This window comes from Variovorax sp. WDL1 (genome assembly GCF_001541225.1).
Lineage (GTDB): Bacteria > Pseudomonadota > Gammaproteobacteria > Burkholderiales > Burkholderiaceae_C > Variovorax.
Map to the genome: position 1 here is coordinate 35,115 of NZ_LMTS01000249.1, position 17,897 is coordinate 53,011.

The window sequence follows — 17,897 nt, forward strand, 5'->3', positions numbered from 1 at the left end:
AGAGGTCCCATGGTCTCAAGGTCTGCAATGGCTTCGGGGGCGGTCCGCCGGCCGGCGGGCGCGAAAGCCCCTATTGGAACCGAAGCCGGCCCCACGGGGCCGGCTACCAGCGCAGCTTCACACCGATCGAGCCCTGCACCGAGGACTTGACCCGGGCATCGCCGCCGAGGGCGAACACGCGCCCGAGTTCGCCGTACACGCTGGCGGCCGGCGTCACCGCCAGCGTGAAGCCGCCGGCCAGCTCGGCCGCGCCGTAGCCGCCGGCACTGGCGAAGCGGGTCGAGCCCGCCGGGCCGACGAACTCGGCGACGTCGGCGCCGGCGCTCGCGCGGTACAGGTTCAGTCGCGCATAGGGCTGGAGCCTGCCCGCACCGGTGGCGAAATCGCCCTTGACGCGCACGCCAAGGCGGCCGATCCAGCCGGCATCGGCATCCTGGCGCACGACGGCGCCGGCGATGGGCACGGCGTCGAAGTGCGCGCGCTGGTAGATCAGTTGCGCCTGCGGCTCGACGGTCCAGCGCCCGGCGAGCGCGAAGGACTTGCCGGTCTCGATCGAGGCCGTGAAGCTGTCGCCCTTGCCCGCGGCGCTGGCGTTGCCGTCGGGCCGCACGGTGTAGCGATGGCTGCCGCCCTGGACCACGGCGTCGGCGTAGAGGCCGCTGCCGTCCATCCAGGTGGCGTAGGCGCCGAGGTAGCGCGAGCGCAAGTCGTTGGAGCCGATCCGGCCGAAGGTCCCGCGCGCATTGCCGCTGACGTCCGCCCCGCCGTCCAGGACGCCCACGTAGACGCCGGCGCGCCAGCGGCCGCCCGCCAGCAGGTCGGTCCCGGCCTGCAACCCGCTCACATGGCCTCGGCTGTACGCCGCGGCAATCCCGTCCTGGCGGATGTCCAGGTCGCTGTAGACCGCGCGTGCCCACCCCCGGCGCTGCGCCGGGTCGCTGCCGCCGGCAGGGGCCGCGTCCTCGTCGCCGAGGCGGCGATGCAGGTTCCCGAGCATGGCGAGGTCGGACTGGCGCAGTTGCGCCGGCAGCGCTGCGAACAGCGGCACTTCTGCGCGGTAGGTTGGCACTTCGCCCAGCATCAACGGCAGCTTGACGGTGATGAGCGGGTCGGACGGGGTCGCGGGGTCCGCAGGGTTCGTGGGATCGACGGGATCAACCGGATCGGCGGGAGTGCCGGGAACGACCGGCTCGACAGGCGTGACCGGCGGCTGCACGACGGTCGTGGAGCGCAGGAACCAGCTCTCCCCCGCGCCCTGCGCATCGGCGGCGTGGAGGCGATATTCGTAGGCACCCGCGTCCACATGGCCGTTGGCGAGCGTGAAGGCGTCTCGCGTCGTCTGGGCGGTGGTGGTGGCGCCGTTGCGCGCACTCACCACCTCGATGCCATTGCCAGTCGTCAGGGCGCCGAGGCCGCCGAGGTTGGTGATGCGCACCGTGGTTCGGCCGCTGGCGCTGGCGCCGGGACCGCTGAGCACCAGGCGGTCGCTCAGGCTGTTGCTGCCGCCGAGCACGGTGCCCAGGTTCAATGTGCCGCCCTGCCCCACGTAGGCGCCGGTGACGGTCAGCGTGCTGCCGGCGCTCGCGCTCAGCAGGTTCACGGTGCCGGCGTTGTGCAGGGCGGCCACGCGCTGGTCGAAGCCGCCGGTGTCGAGCGTGGCGCCTGCCGACACGGTGTGCGCGGAGGCAACGCTGAAGCTGCCGCTTGCGCCGGCCTTCAGCGTCCCGGATACGACGGTGGTCGCGCCGCTGTAGGCATGGGTGCCGGAGAGGACCAGGCGCCCCGCGCCCGTCTTCTCGATGCCGCCACTGCCTGACAGCAAGCCCGTGTAGGTGGCGTCGGTGGGCTGGGCGAATCGCACCAGGCCATCGACGGCGATCGAAAGAGGCGCGAACTCGGCCGGTGTCTGCAGTGTGCCGCCTGCATCGACCGTCATGCTGCCGGTGTAGCTGCTGGCATCGGCACCCAGGATCAGGGTGCCCGCGGCCACGCGGGTGCTGGTGATGCCCGAACCCGGCAGCGCATTGCCGAAGGTCCAGGTGCCCGCATCGCGCTTCACCAGGGCCTGGAAGTTCGACAGGGCGTGCGCGAAGGTGTCGGTGCCCGTGCCATCGAGCGTCAGCAGGTTGTTGCCGCCGCCGCCGTCGATGCCGCCGGTGATCGAGGAGCCGGTGTGGACATGCAGCGCGTCGTCGCCGTCGGCGAAGTTCAGCGCACCGATCAGCCGGCCCTGGTTCGTGAAATCCACAGCCATCGTGCCCGAGGCGGCCAGGATGTTGTCGCCCGCTGCCCCCGTGTACGCGATGACGCCGGTGGCGCCGTTGACCACCGTGTTCGAACCGCTCGAGGGCTCCAGCCATATCGCGGCGCCGCCCGCCTGCGAGCGCACCTCGCCGTGATTGACGATGAGGTTGCCGCTGCCGTGTGCGTTGATGGCTTCGGCGTCATACGCCGTGCCGTTGGAGAGCACCCTGGCGCCCTCCTCGATCGTGAGCGTCGTGCCCGCGCGGAACTCGATGGTGTTGGCCCCCGTACCGTAGTGGCCGGTGGCGCCGGGCGCGGCGTTGTTCTCGACCGTTGCGCCGCGCTGGACCAGGATGGTCCCGTTGTCGCCCATGCTGATGGCGGGCAGGTTGGTGGTGCTGATCACGGCGCCGGGCTGCACGTCCACCGTGCCGCCGGGCGTGGCGTCGTAGCCGCCGATGACCACGAAGGTCTGGGGCGTCCCGGCGGTGCAGGTGATGGTGCCGCCGCCGGGGCCGGCGCAATCGGCGTTCGCGGTGCCGGCCAGGCTCAGCACCGCCAGGGCCACTGCCGGCGCCTGGGTGGCCGATTTTCCCAGCCCTCGGGCCAATTCGGAAGCCACCGCCCACAGTCCTTGCCTCGGGCTCCAGACCACCTGGAAAACGCGATTCATAGAGTTCTTTCGTATTACATTGAATACTTAAGAATGTAGTTCTTAGGTTTACATTTCCTAAGGAAGTAGTTCACGAAATCCCGGCAATGCCCCAACTCGATGCATGGCGCTGCGCGCCCGGCCGTGCTAGCGGACGCCCGTAAACTCGGGCATGACTTCCAGACCCTCCAGGGCGCCGCGCACGTTCGAGCGCGGCCTCTTGTGCATCCTCATCGGCGCGGCCGTCCTGATCGCGCCCTATTTCCTGACATCGCCGCACTGGCACGAAATGATCGGCGGCGCCCGCGTGGTGGGCTGGTTCGCGCTGGTGCTCGGCATCGCGCTGGTGGTGGTGGACCTGGTCCAGCGCGCCCGGAGCAAGGCCCGCTGATGCGCGCACCCGCACCCGTGCGCGTTGACGATCTCGGGCGCTTCGACGCGCTGATCGACGCGCGCTCGCCGGGCGAATACGCCATCGACCACATCCCCGGCGCCATCAACTGCCCGGTGCTCGACGACGAGGAGCGCCGCATCGTCGGCACGCTCTACAAGCAGCAAGGCGCCTTCGAGGCGCGCCGGGTCGGGGGCGCGATGGTGGCGGCGAACCTCGCGCGCCACCTGAGGGAGCGCTTCGCGGACCGGCCGGCCGACTGGAAGCCCCTGGTCTACTGCTGGCGCGGCGGCCTGCGCAGCGGCTCGATGGTCACCTGGCTGCGCCTGGTGGGCTGGGACGCGCAACAGCTGGCCGGCGGCTACAAGAGCTGGCGCCGCCACGTGATCACGCAGCTGGACCTGCTCTGTCCGCAACTCGACCTGCGCGTGCTGTGCGGCGCCACCGGCAGCGCAAAGACGCGCGTGCTGCAGGCCATGGCGCATCAGGGACGGCAGGTGCTGGACCTCGAAGGCCTCGCCGCCCACAAGGGCTCGCTGCTCGGCGCCCTGCCCGGCACTCCGCAACCGTCGCAGACGGCTTTCGAGACCCGCATCGCAGAGCTGCTGCAACGGATCGATCCTGCGCAGCCGCTCTACGTGGAAGGCGAGAGCCGCCGCATCGGCCGCCTCGATGTTCCGTTGCCGCTAGTGAAGCACATGCGGGCAAGCCCTTGCATCGAGATCGTGGCCGCGCCCGAGGTCCGCCTGGCCTACCTGCTGCGCGACTACGCGTACCTCGGCGATGATCCCGAGGCCCTGTCACGCCAGCTCGGGCTACTGAAGGAACTGCACGGCAAGGCCGTGATCGGGCGCTGGCAGCAATGGGCCGCCGAAGGCGAGCTGCCGGCGTTGTTCGCCGAGCTGACCGCGTTGCACTACGACCCGGCCTACCGCCGGTCGCAGGCCAGCCATTTCGAACGCTGGGACGAACGGCAGGCGGTGGCGACGGACGATCTCTCCGACGCCGCCATCGAGGCGCTGGCGCGGCGGGTGGCGCAGCTGGGTTAGTTCGGGATGTTCGGCCAGAGCACTACGCCTTCTCGCCCGACGCCTTCTTGCCCGGCGCCTTCTTGCCCAATGCCTTCTTCGCGACCTCGACCACCGCCAGCACGATCGCGCCGGCCACGATTCCGACGCCTGCGTTGAAAACCATCGAGCCCAGCCCGCCCAACAGGGCCCCGGCGTCCACAGCCCAGGCCTCGACCGCGTGGCCGAGCGCCGGTACGCCGTGCACCAGGATGCCGCCGCCCACGAGGAACATGGCGGCGGTGCCGGCGATGGAAAGTCCCTTCATGAGCCAGGGTGCCGCCACCAGGATGCCGCGGCCGAGGGCCTGCGAGGCGCCGCCTTCGCGGCGGCTCAGGTAGAGCCCTGCGTCGTCGAGCTTCACGATGCCGGCCACCAGGCCGTAGACACCGACGGTCATGATCAGCGCGATGCCGACCAGCACCGACAGCTGCGTGGTGAAAGGCTGCGCCTGCACCGTGCCCAGCGTGATGGCGATGATCTCCGCCGAGAGGATGAAGTCGGTACGCACCGCGCCCTTGATCTTGTCCTTCTCGACCGCCACCAGGTCGACGGCCGGATCCGCCAGCGCCTGCTCGTGCCGCGAGATGTCGGCGTCGTGCTCTTCCTTGTGCAGGAACTTGTGCGCCAGCTTCTCGCACCCCTCGAAGCAGAGGAAAGCCCCGCCGATCATCAGCAGCGGCGTCACCAGCCAGGGCAGCCAGGTGCCGATGGCCAGCGCCGCGGGCACCAGGATTGCCTTGTTGACGAGGGAGCCCTTGCACACCGCCCACACCACCGGCAGCTCGCGATCGGCCTTCACGCCCGAGACCTGCTGCGCGTTCAGCGCCAGGTCGTCGCCCAGCACGCCGGCGGTCTTCTTGGCGGCTACCTTGGTGAGGACGGAAACATCGTCGAGGACGGTGGCAATGTCGTCGAGCAGGAGCAGAAGACTGGAGGCCATGAATCAGGTATTCCTCGAAGGGTCAGACGACGTTTCGCTTGAGGCGGATCTCTTCGATCTTGGTGCCGCCCAATGACGTTGTCTTGGCAGTCTTCATCTCGCGCTTGAAGCCGGCCAACTCGTAGAAGCGCAGCGCACGGTCGTTGCGCAGCGGCACCCACACGGTGACGAGCGTACAGCCCTCCTCCTCCAGGCCGTCGCGCGCTGCATCCCACAGCGCCACGCCCACGCCCTGGCCCCAGTGCTCGGGCTTGACGTAGAGCGCCCAGATCTCGCCGGTGGTCGAGGGCGTCTTGGGATCGCGCGAACGGTCGAAGCCGACGAAGCCAGCCACTTCGTCGCCCAGCACGGCCACGTGCACCTGCGGCTCGCTGAACTCGATCGCCTCGCGCCACTTGGCCTCGCGCGTGGAAGGCGCCAGGGCGCTCAACTGGTCCTCGGGCAGGATGCCGGTATAGGCGGCACGGGCGGAGGCAACGTGGACTTCGGCGATGGCTTTGGCATCGCGCAGCGTGGCGGGGCGAACTTCGTAGTCAGGCATGAATGCGGGGAAACGATCGATAGGGACTGTATTGTCGCTGCCTCGCTAAACTCGACCTCCAATCACTGGAGGAACACATGCCCAAGGGACAGCAGCGCAGCAACAAGGAAACCAAGAAACCGAAGAAGGACACGTCGCCGCCGAAGGCGCCGCCCGCCGGCTTCGAACCGGTCCGCACGGTCACGACGGCAGTGATTCCACGCGGGAAGATCAAGAACAAGGAATGAGCACGGGCGCGCCGCAGACCACGGCGCGGATCGAGCCCGGCGGCTTGCGCTTCGACACCGACGCGGGCCGCACGCTGCTGCAGTCCGCCGAGGCCGCCGGCATCGAGCTGCCCAGCTCCTGCCGCAACGGCACCTGCCGCACCTGCATCTGCCGGCTGCTCGACGGCGAGGTGCGCTACCGCGTCGAATGGCCCGGCCTGAGCCGGGAAGAGAAGGCCGAGGGCTGGATCCTGCCCTGCGTGGCGGAGCCGGTGGGCGATGTGAGGCTGGACGCGCCACTCGCCCGCTCGCAGTTCTAGTGGGCCGTCACAGTCGATCCGGGAAATGGCCCCGAATTGCGTTTGTGATGCCGACAAGAGAGGCTAGATGGGATTCTCCTCATTCATTTGCACGCCAAGCTTGATAAGTTCGGCTCGAAGGTAGTCATTTAGAAGCAGAATCGAACAGTCTCTGTTGATGGCGTCCGAATACCGGAAGTTTTTGATGTTGTCGATGTAGCGGGAAATCACCTGACGCTGGGTCGGCGTCAAATAATATTCCAATTTGACGTACAAGGCGTCCACGTGCTCAAGTTTCTCGAAGTGGCCCTGGAGGTTGCTTAGTTTCAGTGCGCACGATCCCGTCTCCGGTTGCAACCGATCGATCTTGATCTTGCCGCCGGTGGCGCAGTACATCATCTTCAGAACTCGTACAGTGCCCATCTCACTGCCCAGCTTGTTCTGAAGGATAACGCTGACCATCTCCGCTACCTTGTGGCTGGGTGTCGTTGATCCCACTTCGTACACTTGCCTGGATTCGCGTACCAATTTGCCCTTTGCGCCTTTGGACGAGCCGCTGCTGGCTGACGAATTTTGCGGAATCCGGTCAGAGGCTGTGTCGCTCGAAACTTCTCCCCTCGACGACGCATGGGTTTCGCCTGAAAAGTCGGCTGTATCCATGACCACCTCTGGGTCGGGCGTCTCTGCATGCAGCACGATGGGGATGATCGCGATGCGATGCGCATCGACCGGCTCATTTCTTTCAACGGTGAGAGAAGAGGAATGATCAATCGTGAAATCCGCACCTTCGCTCTCGAAATCGGGCAGTTTGGTAAAAACCCGCTGCTGTCGAGCATCGCGGGAAAATACGAGCCTGGATGCCTTATAGCTAAGGCTTCGATTTGCACGCGGCACCACTTCATCCAAGGTGGCAGTTTTTTTATCCTCCCCGGTCTTTTTTTCCGGATCCTCTTTGGGGGGTTTGGATTTTCGATTCAAACTCAGGAGATGGGGGCGCATAATAGGGTGCCAATGTAAAAAAAGCCGAAAAACTCTCGGCATCAATGGAATCCAACTTCAACCTGCGGGATCAATTTTCAAATGATTCGGTTCTATTCATTTGCATGTAATGATTTCCCTCGGGCCGCAGCTGCCACGGAACTTCGTAACCTCATTTCCCCGGGAGTTCCAATCGAGCTGGCGGCAACGCGCTGGAGAGTGGGTCGGGCGTACCTCGATCTTCCTGCACGCCGTTGTGTCCTGCCGTGGACTAGTCCGCAGGCTTCACCAGCCGATCGCGCGACGCCAGCGACGGAAAGAGCCGGAACCAGGCCAGCGCCACCAGCACGGTGCCGACGCCTCCCAGCACCACAGAGCCCACCGGCCCCAGCAGCGCCGCGGTGGCGCCCGATTCGAACTCGCCCAGCTGGTTGCTGGCGCCGATGAAGATCGAGTTGACGGCGCTCACCCGCCCGCGCATCGCGTCCGGCGTCTCCAGCTGCACCAGCGTCTGCCGGATCACCACGTTGACCATGTCGGCCGCGCCCGAGACCGCCAGCGCAAGCAGCGACACGGCGAAGCTGCGCGACAGGCCGAACACGATCATGCAGACGCCGAACGCTGCCACGGCGATCAGCAGCGCGCGCCCTACGCGGCGCTCGATGGGCCGCCGCGTGAGCAGGATCGAGGCCGCGAGCGCCCCCACCGCGGGCGCGCTGCGCAACAGCCCCAGCCCCCACGGGCCCGTGTGCAGGATGTCCTTGGCGAAGATCGGCAACAGCGCGACGGCGCCGCCGAGAAGCACCGCGAACAGGTCGAGCGAGACTGCGCCGAGCACCGGCTTCCGGTGCCAGATGAAGTTCACGCCCGCCAGCACGGTCGACAACGACACCGGCTCGCGCGGCGGCGGCGCGTGCTCGTAGCGCACCTGCATCACCAGCAGGCTGCCCACCGCGAAGAAAAACAGGCCCGCACCATAGACCACGCCAGTGCCGGCCGCGAACAGCAGGCCGCCCAGCGCCGGGCCGCCGATGATCGCCCCCTGCATGCCGGCCGAACTGAAGGCCATGGCCCGCGGCAGCATCAGCGGCGGCACCAGCAGCGGTGTCAAGGCCTGCTGTGCCGGCATCTGGAAGGCGCGCACCGCGCCCAGCACCAGCGACAACCCGAGCAGCAACGCACGCGAGTCGTGGTGCCCCTGCACGGCGACCAGCAGCACCAGCGCCACCATCCCCTGCACCGCGAAGCAGGCGGCGACGATGCGGCCGCGATGATGGCGGTCGACCACGTGCCCCGCCAGCAGCGCCAGCAGCAGTGCCGGCAAGAACTGGTAGAGCCCCACCAGCCCGAGGTCCCAGGCGCTGCCCGTCAGCTCGTACATGTGCCAGCCGATCGCGACCAGCAGCATCTGGCTGCCCGCCGTGCCGAAGAGCCGCGCGATCCACATCCGCATGAAGGGCCGCTCGCGCGTCAGATCGGTGAACGTCGGCGAGGCGGCAGCGGGAATGGACATCGCGGCGAGGATAGCCCAGGCCCGAAGCTCATAGACTCGCCCGGCCATGACCTCGCTCGCCGTGATCCATGAAGACGCCGACCTGCTGGTGCTCGACAAGCCCGCCGGCCTCTTGTGCGTGCCCGGCCGCGGCGAGGACAAGCAGGACTGCCTCAGCGCCCGCGCGCAGGCGCGCTGGCCCGACGCCCTGGTCGTGCATCGACTCGACATGGCCACCAGCGGCTTGGTGCTCATGGCGCGAAACCCCGCGATACAGCGCGCGCTCGGAGATGCCTTCGCCAAGCGGCGCGTGCACAAGCGCTACGAAGCCATCGTGGACGGATCGCTTCCCGTTTCCGACGCGTGGTCGCTGATCGATGCCCCGCTCATGGCCGACTGGCCCAACCGCCCGCTCCAGAAGGTCGATCCGCTCCATGGCAAGCCGAGCGGGACGCGCTGGCGCGTGAAGCGGCTCCTGCCCGATCGGGATGCGAGTCACGTGCTGCTCGAGCCGCTGACCGGCCGCACCCACCAGTTGCGCGTGCACCTGCTGTCGATCGGACACCCGATCCTCGGCGACACGCTCTATGGCGGCGAGGACGTGCGGCAGCGCGCAGACCGTCTGCTGCTGCATGCGAGCGAACTCGAATTCGCCCATCCCGCCGATGGCCGCCTGCTGCGCTTCGAGAGCGCGCCGCCTTTCGAGTGAGCGCCCCGGTCCTCAGCCTTTCACCACGAGCACCGGCACCTTGGCGTCCTGCAGCACCCGCTGCGTCACGCTGCCCAGGAGCAGCTTCTCGATGCCGGAGCGGCCATGCGAGCCCATCACGATCAGGTCGGCCCCGATCGCCTCGGCGGTGTCGACGATGCCTTCGTGCACCACGTGGCCGTCGATCACGCGCTGGTCGCTGTGCAGGCCTTCCGCGGCCAGGGCCGCGACGCCCCGAGCCAGCGCGGCATTGGCGCTGCTGGTGGCGGCCGCGAGGTATTCGTTCTGGCCCAGCGCGTAGTCGGCGCCGACGCCGATGAACGGATAGTTGTCCACGACGTGGATCAAGGTGATACGGCTGCCGAACGCCAACGCGAGTCCGCTGGCCTTGCTCACCGCGAGCATCGATGTTTCGGACCCGTCGATCGGAACCAGGATGTGATTGAACATGGGAGACCTCGTTTGTTCACTTGATGGCTCTCTGGCTCTCAGCCGAACCGGGCTTCGAATGTACATCCAGGACAGTGTCCGGACTGTAGGACTTCTACGGCCCGCCGCCAGGGTGCTCAATCGCCCTGGAAGGAGCCCGCGCGGCAGGTCACGACCAGCGTGTCGCGCCAGCCGGGCTGGCTGTCCACCAGAGGCTGGATCGGCGTCGATTCGTGGATCACGCGTGCATCGTCGACGAGCATCAGGGTCCACGGCTCCGTCATCGTGAAGCGCTCGCCGCGACGGCCCGCAGCCTCGAACACGCGGGTTTCGCCGCCCTTGATGTTGTGGCGGCCCACCAGCGCCACTGCCACCAGGTCGACGCCGTCGCGATGCGCGCCTTCGGGCGTCGGCCGGCCGATCCCGTCGGCCGTGTCGATGCGGAACTGGTGCGCCTCCACGTACCAGCGCTGCCTGCCGCGCAGGCCGTTCGCCACCTCGGCAAGGCCCTTGATGAGCGCCTGCCACGCGGGCTGCACCAGCGTGCCGGCCTCCATCGGCGCGAACCAGCGCTGCATGCCGCCGTGCAGCGCGTTGTACTCGACCGGCTGCCAGTGCGCGCGGTGCGGCACCTGCTCGATGACAGCGTCCTCGACCATGAAGCAGGCGTGGCGGCGGGTCCGGTAGCGGCCGCCATCCTTGAGATACTCGTCAAGGGGCAGGTGGTCCCAGTCGGCGTGCAGCAGTTCGAGCTTCGCGAGCGGGCAATCCAGCCATTCGGCCACGCCCTGGGGGCTCAGCACCGCATAGCCGTCCTGCCGGAGCGCGGGAACGAGCCGGTCTACGGGGGTGAAAGGCGGATCGAAGGCCCCGAAGCTCACTCCGCCACCTTCACGCCCTTCCAGAAGGCAACGCGGTAGCGCACCATCTCGGCCTCGGGCTTGGGGTCGGCGTAGTACCAGGCGGCGTCTGCATTGAGCTCGCCGTTGACCAGCAGCGAGTAGTAGCTGGCCGTGCCCTTCCAGGGGCAGGTGGTCTTGTGGTTGCTGAAGGTGACGTAGTCGCGATTGAGCGCGCTCGCCGGGAAATAGTGGTTGCCCTCGACGAGCACGGTGTCGTCGCTCTCGGCGACAGTGACGCCGTTCCAGGTTGCTTTCATCCAGATCTCCAAGACCCGCGCCGATGGCGGGACGGAGCTATTGTGCCGCGGGCGACTGCAGCCAGTGCACGCTGAAGAGCTGCTCGGGATCGGTCCACACCGCCGCCGGCCTGAGCCCGGCCTTCACGGCCAGGGCCTGCAGGCCATCGACGGTGAACTTGTACGAGTTCTCGGTGTGGATGGTCTCGCCCTCCTCGAAGTGGAAGCGCTGGCCATCGAGCGTGACGGTTTGCGCGCGACGGCTCGCCAGGTGCATCTCGATGCGGCGCAGCGGCGCGTTGTAGAAGGCCGCGTGCGAGAAGCCTTCCAGGTCGAAGTCGGTGCCGAGCTCGCGGTTGGCTCGACGCAGCAGGTTGAGGTTGAAGGCCGCCGTCACGCCCTGCGCGTCGTTGTAGGCGGCATGCAGCCGCGCAGGGTCCTTGACGAGGTCCACGCCCAGCAGCAGGCCGCCGCCGCGCAGCAGGCGCTGCGCGAGCTGCAGGAAGGCGAGCGCCTCATCGGGGCTGAAGTTGCCGAGCGTCGAGCCGGGAAAGAAGCCTACGCGCTGGCCAAGGCCCTCGCCGCGCGCCGGCAGCACCAGCGGCATGGTGTAGTCGGCCACCACGGGCAGCACCCCGAGGTGCGGGTAGTCGGTGCGCAGGCGCTGCGCCGCCGCCTCGAGGTGCTCGCCCGAGATGTCGATCGGCACGTAGCGCCGCGGGGCGTGCAGCGCATCGAGCAGCAGGCGCACCTTGGTGAGCGAGCCCGCGCCGAACTCGATGACCTCGGCGTGGGGGCCGATCTGGGCCGCGATCTCGGGCGCGCGTTCGGTGAGGATGCGCATCTCGGTGCGCGTCGGGTAGTACTCGGGCAGCTCGCAGATGCGGTCGAAGAGCTGAGAGCCGGCCGCGTCGTAGAAGAACTTGGGCGAGATGCCGCGAGGACTCCGGCTCAGCCCCTCGAACAGCTCGCGGCCGAAGTCGGACAACGGCGCAGCCCGCTGTGCGCTGCGGAATGCATGCAGGCTGATGGCAGGAATACTCATTGAAGATCCTTGGCGAGCCGTAGCCCCGAGAACTGCCAGCGCGCGGCCGGCGGGAAGAAGTTGCGGTAGCTGGGACGCGCATGGCCTGCGGGCGTGGCGACACTGCCGCCGCGCAGCACCAGCTGGCCGACCATGAACTTGCCGTTGTATTCGGCCGCTACCCCGGACAACGGGCGAAAGCCCGGGTAGGGGTCGTAGGACGAACGCGTCCATTGCCAGACATGCCCGCTCGTCTGCGACATGCCGGGCGCATCGTGCGCGGCCTCCCACTCGAACTCGGTGGGCAGCCGCGCGCCCGCCCACTCGGCATAGGCCGCGGCCTCGTAGAAGCTCAGCTGCGACACCGGCGCCTCGGGTTCCATCGGCCGCACGCCATGCAGGCCGAAGACCTGCCACCCCGCCGTCGCGCCATGGTGAGCGAGGCGCGGATCATCGGCGGCAAGCCAATACAGCGGATGACGCCAGCCCTGCGCCTGCACCGCGGCCCAGCCGTCGGAGAGCCACAGCTCGGGCCGCTGGTAGCCGCCATCGGCGATGAACTGCGCGTACTCGCCGCAGTTCACCAGCCGGTCCGCGATCGCGTAGGGCTGCAGCAGGGCCGCGTGGCGCGGCGTCTCGTTGTCGAAGCAGAAGCTGCCGCCGGCATGGCCGACCTCGACAAGGCCGCCAGGCCGCGAGAGCCAGAGCATCGCCGGCGCTACCGAGGCCAGCCGCAGTGCAGGCGCGGGCGCCGCACGGTAGGCCGGCAGCAGCGGGTTGCAGGACAGCGCATGCAGGATGTCCGTGAGGATGAGCTCCTGGTGCTGCTGCTCGTGGTTCAGGCCCAGCTCGACGATCGCCGTGATCGCGTCCCAATCGGCCGCGCCGTCGTCGCTCGCGAGCAGCGCCTGCACCGCCTCGTCCACATGGCGCCGGTAGGCGTGCACCTGCTCGAGCGAAGGCCGCGTCAGCAGCCCGCGCCGGGGGCGCGGATGGCGCGGCCCCAATGCCTCGTAGTAGGAGTTGAAGAGATAGGCGAAGGCCGGGTCGAACACGCGGTAGCCCTCGGCATGCGGCTGCAGCAATACGGTCTCGAAGAACCAGCTGGTGTGTGCCAGGTGCCATTTGGTCGGACTGGCGTCGGGCATCGACTGGATGCACTGGTCCTCGGGCGAGAGCGGGGCTGCCAGCGCGAGGCTGTGCTCACGCACCGCCTGGAAACGTTCGCGCAGGTCGTCCGCCGCGGGCACGGCCGGCCGGGTGAGTTTCATGGGGTCTCCATCGTTGGAAGAAAGGTTTTTAGCCCATGCATGGAGGCCGGCACCGTAGGACAAGGGCTCGCGGCGCGGCACCCCCGACCGCGGCGCGCGGGACGTCGAACGCGACACTTTGGCACAAGACGCCGGGGCGTGCACGGCGCCTGCGTATCATCCGGCGCATGAGTCTCCTCCCCTCCCACGGCCGCCCCCGAATCGTGATCATCGGCTGCGGGTTCGGCGGACTCGAGGCAGCGCGCAAGCTGCAGCATGCGGCCGTCGACATCACCATCGTCGACAAGACCAACCACCACCTTTTCCAGCCCCTGCTCTACCAGGTCGCGACCGCCGGCCTGGCGGCGCCCTCGATCGCCGCGCCGGTGCGCCTGCTGTTCCGCCGGCAGCCCAACATCACCACCCTGCTCGGCGACGCGACCCGCATCGATCCCGGCACGCGCGAGGTGCATCTGGCCGACGGCACCCGCCTGCCCTATGACCACCTGATCGTGGCCGCGGGCGCGACCCACAGCTACTTCGGCCGCGACGACTGGTCGCGCATGGCTCCAGGGCTCAAGACCTTGGCCGATGCCTTCGAGATCCGGCGCCGGATCCTGATGAGCTTCGAGGCCGCCGAAGTCGAGACCGACCCGGCGCGCCGGCGCGCCCTGCTCACCTTCGCCGTGATCGGCGCCGGCCCGACCGGCGTCGAGATGGCCGGGACCCTGGCAGAGATCGCGCGCCACACCCTCAGGGGCGAATTCCGCCACATCGACCCGCACACGGCCGAGGTGCTGCTGATCGAGGGCGGCCCGCGCGTGCTGCAGGCGATGCCGGAGGTCCTGAGCCAGCGCGCGCTCGAGCAGTTGCAGAAGCTGGGCGTGCAGGTACGCCTCAATGCGCGCGTGACCGCGGTCACGCCCGGCGGGCTGGAGGTTGAATCGCCCTTCAGCGACGGCGGCGCCGGCACCGGCACCCACCGCATCGCCTGCCATTGCGTGATCTGGGCCGCCGGCGTCGCCGCCTCGCCGCTCGGGCGAATGCTGGCCGAAGCCACCGGCGCCGAATGCGACCGTGCCGGCCGCGTGAAGGTGCTGCCCGACCTCAGCCTGCCCGGCCATCCCGAGATCAGCGTCGTGGGCGACCTGGCGGCTGCCATGAGCCACCGCGCCGGCAAGGAGCCCGTGCCGGTGCCCGGCGTCTCGCCCGGCGCAAAGCAGGCGGGCCGCGCCGCTGCAACGAACATCCTGCGCCGCATCGCAGGCAAGGAAACGGTTCCCTTCCGCTACCGCGACTACGGCAACCTCGCCACCATCGGGCGCAACTCGGCCGTGGTCGACCTGGGCACGCCCATGGGCCCACTGCGCTTCTCGGGCCGCCTTGCGTGGCTGTTCTGGCTTTTCGCGCATGTGTATTTCCTGATCGGCTTCCGAAACCGCCTCGTGGTCCTGATGGACTGGGCCAGCGCCTACTGGAGCTTCCAGCGGCATGCGCGAGTGGTGGCGGACGTGCGGGGCAGGGGCGAATCCTGAGCACACGCCACGATCCCACCCCAGGCGACACTCGCGCCCTTCCCGTCCCGCCTTTCCCCGTGATGAAGATTCGTCCCTTCCAACCCGCCGACGAAGCCGGCGTGATCGCCCTCTGGCAGGCCTGCGGCCTCACGCGCCCGTGGAACGACCCCCATCGCGACATCCAGCGCAAGCTCGGCGAGCAGCCCGAGCTCTTCCTGGTCGCCACCGGCGCCGACGGCGCGCTGCTCGGCTCCGCAATGGTGGGCTTCGACGGCCACCGCGGCTGGGTCTACTACCTCGCGGTCTCGCCCGATCATCGGCGCATGGCCATCGGCCGCGCGCTCATGCACGAGGCCGAGCGCCTGCTCACCGAGCGCGGCTGCCCCAAGATCAACCTCCTCGTGCGCTCCTCCAACGCCGAGGTCGTTGCCTTCTATCGCAGGCTGGGCTACACGCAGGACGATGTGATCAGCCTCGGACGCCGGCTCATTCACGACACCTGACACCGATCCCCGCAAAGCGTCAATCGCTCGGCATCTTCTCACCGAGCAAACGAAGCGCATGCCGGGGTGCGCGGCAGCCTCTTCTCGGTTCGAGGCACGGCGACGAGGAAGCGCTCGCTTGCTTCGCCAAGGCCATCGCGATGCTGGTGGATGCTGGCCACTTCAAGGCGGCCTGCACATTGATTCGCTGGGTCCCGGCCTCAGCGCGGATCGACCTGATGGAGCGCTGTCCCGATCACATCAAGACATTGGTGGCTTGCAACGATGCCGAAGTCTGCAACGCCAGGGATTCGGCGCAGGTTTCGGCGGCCCGCGCTGAGTTGATCCGCCAGCCCCAAGACCTTGCCCAATTCTTCAGGCTGCTGCCGCACTGCTCGCCCCTGGCAAGGGAGCGCTCGGTGGCGTTGTTTCCGCCGCTGACCACGGACATGCTCCGGGGCTTGGACGACCACGTGCTCGTCAAAGCTGTGAACCTGACACTGGAGCGAATCCGACAGCTGGACACTGATTCGTGTTTGACCGAACTCGTTTCTCTGCTGTCCATTGCCGACAAACTCGAGGGTAGTGATACGCCATGTCCGAGGAAGCGAAAGCTTCCATCAAGACGGAAGAGTGGGAAGAGATACGGAGATCGATGGCGGACGGACTTTCCACGTGAAGTTGACGGATTGGCTGGGTGCCGGAAAAGGGCCGCGGCTCAACCCTTGTTCTCGGCCTCCTGCAGCAGCCGCCACATCACCTTGCCGCTGCCGCTCTTGGGCAGCACGTCGACGAACTGCACGGTGCGCGGGATCTTGTAGACAGCCATGTTCTCGCGGCACCAGTCGATGATCTCCTGCTCGGTGGTGTTCTTGTGGGTGGCGCGCAGCACCACCACCGCCTTGACCGACTCGCCCCGGTAGGCATCCTTTGTGGAGATCACGCACGCCTCCTGGATCGCCGGGTGGCGGAACATCAGGAGCTCGACCTCGGCCGGCCAGACCTTGAAGCCGCTGGCGTTGATCATGCGCTTGAGCCGGTCGGTGATGAAGAAGTAGCCGTCCTCGTCCATGCGGCCCATGTCACCCGAACGGAAGAAGCGCTTGCTCTCGAACTCCACGAAGGCCGCCGCGGTCGCGTCGGGCCGCTTCCAGTAGCCCTGGAACACCTCGGGCCCGTGGATGATGATCTCGCCCGATCCGCCGATCGGCATCTCCTGCAGCGTGTCGGGGTCGACCACGCGCGCATCGGTGCTCATGAAGGGGATGCCCAGGCACTGCTGCTTGGGGTTCTCGAAGGGATTGGTGTGCGAAGGCGCCGCGGTCTCGGTGAGCCCGTAGCCTTCCGCGTACTTGAGCCCGTACTGCTCGTAGAGCCGTTGCGCCACGGCCTGCGGCATCGCCGCCCCGCCGCCGCCGATGTGGACCAGGCTGCCGAGGTCGAAGCTCGCGAAGTTCGGGCTGCCCATCAGGTCGATCACCATGGTGGGGATGTTCGTCCAGCTCGTGACCTTGCGGCGCGAGATCAGCCGGCCGGCCACCTCGCGGTCCCAGCGCGGCATGACCACCAGCGTGCCCGCGCTCATGATGACGGTGTGCAGCACGCTCACCGTGCCGGTGATGTGGAACATCGGCACCACCGCCAGCACCACCGTCTCCGACGAGCTCTGGCCCCACAGCAGGCAAGCATAGGCGTTGTGCATCAGGCTGGAGTGGTGGTGGATGCAGCCCTTGGGCAGGCCGGTGGTGCCGCTGGTGTAGGGCAGGAGCGCCATGTCGTTGGCACCCACCACATGCGCAGGCGGCGCGTGGCCCGCGGCCAGAGCGTCGGTCCAGGCCATGACACGGCCGCCGGCCAGCGAAGGCAGCGGATGGCGCATGAGCAGCCAGTCCCGCCACACCGGCGGTGGGGCCTCGTCTCCCCGTGCTTCCGGGTCGAAGGCGTCGGTGAACTGCGTGACGATCAGGTGCGCCAGGCGCTCGCCGGGCGCGAGCGCGTCGCTGGCCTTGGCGAGCTCGGGCGCCAGGTCGCCGGTGGTGATGGCTACCTTGGCGTCCGGATCGGTGATGTAGTGCTTGAGCTCCTCGGCCCGGTTCATCGGGTTGACCGGCACCACCACCGCGTTGGCGCGCAGGATGGCGAAATGCGCGATCACCAGCTGCGGGCAGTTCTGCATGTCCAGGACCACGCGGTCGCCGCGCTTCACGCCCAGCGCATGCAGTTGGCCGGCCAGCCGTTCGACCTGCTCGGCGAGCTCGCGATACGAAGTCTCGCGGCCAAAGAAGACCAGCGCGGTCTTGTCCGGGAAGCGCTCGGCGGCGGTGGCGAGGTTGTGCCACAGCGAGGTGGCGGGGACGGTGATCGAACGGGGCAGGCGCTGCGGCCAGAACTTGTAGTGCGGGCGGTCCATACGGGCTCCATGGGGAGGGGCAAGCCTACGATGCCACACGGGCCGGCCGCATGGGGGAAGCCCCCACCGGGTCGCATCGGTGACTCTGTCGAAAAGGCAGATGCCTCGCTCATGCAGGCGGCCGA

19 protein-coding genes are annotated in these 17,897 nt (G+C 68.1%); 7 read left to right on the top strand and 12 right to left on the bottom strand.

Annotated features, from left to right (window positions below):
* Positions 1-103: 103 nt before the first annotated feature.
* A complete protein-coding gene (locus tag APY03_RS31430) occupies positions 104-2,917 on the bottom strand; it encodes an autotransporter family protein (RefSeq protein ID WP_068683331.1) in 2,814 nt (937 codons plus the stop codon).
* 151 nt (positions 2,918-3,068) lie between these two features.
* Here APY03_RS31430 and APY03_RS31435 point away from each other — a divergent pair, with 151 nt between their 5' ends.
* Positions 3,069-3,287, top strand: a complete 219-nt coding sequence (locus tag APY03_RS31435) for a hypothetical protein (RefSeq protein WP_068683333.1) — start codon at positions 3,069-3,071, stop codon at positions 3,285-3,287.
* Positions 3,287-4,336, top strand: a complete 1,050-nt coding sequence (mnmH, locus tag APY03_RS31440; RefSeq protein ID WP_068683335.1) for a tRNA 2-selenouridine(34) synthase MnmH — start codon at positions 3,287-3,289, stop codon at positions 4,334-4,336. Before APY03_RS31435 ends, mnmH begins: the two co-directional genes overlap by 1 nt.
* Before the next feature lie 22 nt (positions 4,337-4,358).
* Here mnmH and APY03_RS31445 read toward each other — a convergent pair whose 3' ends face one another.
* Positions 4,359-5,297 carry a DUF808 domain-containing protein gene (locus APY03_RS31445; RefSeq protein ID WP_068683337.1) on the bottom strand — a complete coding sequence of 313 codons (939 nt, stop codon included), beginning with the start codon at positions 5,295-5,297 and terminating at the stop codon, positions 4,359-4,361.
* 22 nt (positions 5,298-5,319) lie between these two features.
* A complete protein-coding gene (locus APY03_RS31450; protein WP_068683338.1) occupies positions 5,320-5,838 on the bottom strand; it encodes a GNAT family N-acetyltransferase in 519 nt (172 codons plus the stop codon).
* A gap of 77 nt (positions 5,839-5,915) precedes the next feature.
* Here APY03_RS31450 and APY03_RS42850 point away from each other — a divergent pair, with 77 nt between their 5' ends.
* Both APY03_RS42850 and APY03_RS31455 read left to right on the top strand, forming a co-directional pair.
* Positions 5,916-6,065, top strand: a complete 150-nt coding sequence (locus tag APY03_RS42850; RefSeq protein WP_174262797.1) for a hypothetical protein — start codon at positions 5,916-5,918, stop codon at positions 6,063-6,065.
* The gene (locus APY03_RS31455; protein ID WP_068683341.1) at positions 6,062-6,364 is read left to right on the top strand and encodes a 2Fe-2S iron-sulfur cluster-binding protein; all 303 of its coding nucleotides are present in this window, start codon (positions 6,062-6,064) and stop codon (positions 6,362-6,364) included. Before APY03_RS42850 ends, APY03_RS31455 begins: the two co-directional genes overlap by 4 nt.
* Before the next feature lie 63 nt (positions 6,365-6,427).
* On the opposite strand, the gene APY03_RS41925 is transcribed toward APY03_RS31455, so the two are convergent.
* A complete protein-coding gene (locus tag APY03_RS41925; RefSeq protein WP_232324485.1) occupies positions 6,428-7,321 on the bottom strand; it encodes a hypothetical protein in 894 nt (297 codons plus the stop codon).
* Positions 7,322-7,592: 271 nt separating this feature from the next.
* Complete coding sequence (locus APY03_RS31470; RefSeq protein WP_232324486.1) at positions 7,593-8,834, bottom strand: MFS transporter; 1,242 nt, start codon at positions 8,832-8,834, stop codon at positions 7,593-7,595.
* Between the two features lie 46 nt (positions 8,835-8,880).
* Here APY03_RS31470 and APY03_RS31475 point away from each other — a divergent pair, with 46 nt between their 5' ends.
* Complete coding sequence (locus APY03_RS31475) at positions 8,881-9,522, top strand: RluA family pseudouridine synthase (protein WP_068683347.1); 642 nt, start codon at positions 8,881-8,883, stop codon at positions 9,520-9,522.
* Positions 9,523-9,534: 12 nt separating this feature from the next.
* Here APY03_RS31475 and APY03_RS31480 read toward each other — a convergent pair whose 3' ends face one another.
* The 5 genes from APY03_RS31480 to egtB all read right to left on the bottom strand — a co-directional run bounded on the left by APY03_RS31480 (position 9,535) and on the right by egtB (position 13,384).
* The gene (locus APY03_RS31480) at positions 9,535-9,972 is read right to left on the bottom strand and encodes a universal stress protein (protein WP_068683349.1); all 438 of its coding nucleotides are present in this window, start codon (positions 9,970-9,972) and stop codon (positions 9,535-9,537) included.
* A 116-nt stretch (positions 9,973-10,088) separates the two neighbouring features.
* Positions 10,089-10,832, bottom strand: a complete 744-nt coding sequence (locus APY03_RS31485) for a 2OG-Fe dioxygenase family protein (protein ID WP_068683351.1) — start codon at positions 10,830-10,832, stop codon at positions 10,089-10,091.
* The gene (locus tag APY03_RS31490) at positions 10,829-11,110 is read right to left on the bottom strand and encodes a DUF427 domain-containing protein (RefSeq protein WP_068683353.1); all 282 of its coding nucleotides are present in this window, start codon (positions 11,108-11,110) and stop codon (positions 10,829-10,831) included. The genes APY03_RS31485 and APY03_RS31490 overlap by 4 nt, the downstream gene beginning before the upstream one ends.
* 37 nt (positions 11,111-11,147) lie before the next feature.
* Positions 11,148-12,134, bottom strand: coding sequence for an L-histidine N(alpha)-methyltransferase (egtD, locus tag APY03_RS31495; RefSeq protein WP_068683355.1), 987 nt, complete (start codon positions 12,132-12,134; stop codon positions 11,148-11,150).
* Positions 12,131-13,384: an ergothioneine biosynthesis protein EgtB gene (egtB, locus tag APY03_RS31500; RefSeq protein WP_068683357.1), complete on the bottom strand. Its 1,254-nt coding sequence runs from the start codon at positions 13,382-13,384 to the stop codon at positions 12,131-12,133. Before egtB ends, egtD begins: the two co-directional genes overlap by 4 nt.
* A gap of 167 nt (positions 13,385-13,551) precedes the next feature.
* On the opposite strand from egtB, the gene APY03_RS31505 reads away from it, so the two are divergent.
* Positions 13,552-14,898: an NAD(P)/FAD-dependent oxidoreductase gene (locus tag APY03_RS31505; RefSeq protein ID WP_068683360.1), complete on the top strand. Its 1,347-nt coding sequence runs from the start codon at positions 13,552-13,554 to the stop codon at positions 14,896-14,898.
* Positions 14,899-14,960: 62 nt separating this feature from the next.
* On the top strand, positions 14,961-15,383 hold the full coding sequence (locus APY03_RS31510) for a GNAT family acetyltransferase (RefSeq protein WP_068683422.1): 423 nt from the start codon (positions 14,961-14,963) through the stop codon (positions 15,381-15,383).
* A 235-nt stretch (positions 15,384-15,618) separates the two neighbouring features.
* Here the strand turns inward: APY03_RS31510 and APY03_RS31515 are convergent, their stop codons facing one another.
* Together APY03_RS31515 and APY03_RS31520 are read right to left on the bottom strand one after the other, a co-directional pair.
* The gene (locus APY03_RS31515) at positions 15,619-15,813 is read right to left on the bottom strand and encodes a hypothetical protein (protein ID WP_068683362.1); all 195 of its coding nucleotides are present in this window, start codon (positions 15,811-15,813) and stop codon (positions 15,619-15,621) included.
* A 267-nt stretch (positions 15,814-16,080) separates the two neighbouring features.
* Entirely contained in the window at positions 16,081-17,772 is a 1,692-nt protein-coding gene (locus APY03_RS31520; protein ID WP_068683364.1) for a long-chain fatty acid--CoA ligase, read from the bottom strand.
* Positions 17,773-17,897: the final 125 nt, after the last annotated feature.